The sequence below is a fragment of the Frankia sp. AgKG'84/4 genome, assembly GCF_023242965.2.
Taxonomy (GTDB): domain Bacteria; phylum Actinomycetota; class Actinomycetes; order Frankiales; family Frankiaceae; genus Frankia.
The window spans coordinates 1-1,099 of sequence record NZ_JALKFU020000792.1 but is presented as its reverse complement, the minus strand read 5'-3'; the positions used below and the strand labels follow the sequence as shown (position 1 = coordinate 1,099).

Sequence of the window (1,099 nt, the reverse complement as noted above, 5' to 3'; positions counted from 1 at the left end):
CCCCCAGCCCGGCCGCGACCGGGCCGGCGCGGCGGTGGAGCACCGTCGGCCGGCTGCTGGGTGCCGTGGCCACGGGTCTGGTCACCGCGGTCGTCTGCCTGCTCGTCCTCGGCGTCGCACTCGGGAACGACGCGCCGCCCGCTGCGGCTGCTCTGCTCGCCGCCGTACCAGCGCTGCTCGTCCTCGTCCTGCTACGACGGGGACGCCAGCGGAAACAACCACCGGGGAAGACGTGATGGCACAGCGGATGTTCGGGCCGTACCGCATCGAGGCGGTGCTGGGCCGCGGCGGCATGGGCGAGGTCTACCGGGCGTACGACACGGCGCAGCAGCGGATGGTGGCGCTCAAGGTGCTGCTCCCGAGCCTGGCCGGTGACCCGCAGTACACCGAACGGTTCCGCCGCGAGTCGGAGATCGTGGCGCAGCTGCGCGAACCGCACGTGATCCCGATCCACCGCCACGGCGAGATCGACGGCCAGCTCTACCTCGACATGCGCCTGGTCGAGGGCGACCATCTCGGCCGGGTCCTGCGCAACGGGCCGCTCGACCCGCCGGCCGCCGTCGGCGTCGCCGAGCAGATCGCCGCCGCCCTGGACGCCGCGCACGCCGACGGGTTGATCCACCGCGACGTCAAACCGTCCAACGTGCTGTGCGCCGGTGGCGGGCAGCCGACCGACTTCGTCTACCTCGTCGACTTCGGGATCGCCCGGTCCGTCGACGGCGCCGGACTGACGACCACCGGCGTGATGATCGGCACGCTCGACTACATGGCGCCCGAGCGGTTCGGCCCGGGGCGGGTCGACCACCGCACGGACATCTACTCGCTGGCCTGCCTGTTCTTCGAATGCCTCACCGGACGCCGACCGTTCGAGGCGCCCGAGCAGCACGGGCTGATCCGGGCGCACCTGCAGGACCCGCCGCCGGCACTGGCATCAGTGCGCGCCGGCCTACCCCCGGCCCTGGACGCCGTGATCGCCCGGGGCATGGCGAAAGACCCCGCCGACCGCCATCCCTCCGCGTCCGCCTTCGCCGCCGCGGCCCGCGCCGCCCTCCCCTCCACCGCACCGACGGCACCGGCTCCCCCACCCACGGCCCCGGCC

General features: G+C 74.1%; 1 protein-coding gene and 1 pseudogene. Both read left to right on the top strand.

Going from position 1 to position 1,099, the window contains the following annotated elements:
* Positions 1-236 (top strand): annotated as a pseudogene (locus tag MXD58_RS25260) (phosphotransferase); the annotation flags it as partial.
* Positions 236-1,099, top strand: an 864-nt coding sequence (locus MXD58_RS25255; RefSeq protein ID WP_250610155.1) for a serine/threonine-protein kinase, incomplete at its 3' end; no start/stop codon positions are given. The pseudogene MXD58_RS25260 and the gene MXD58_RS25255, both read left to right, overlap by 1 nt.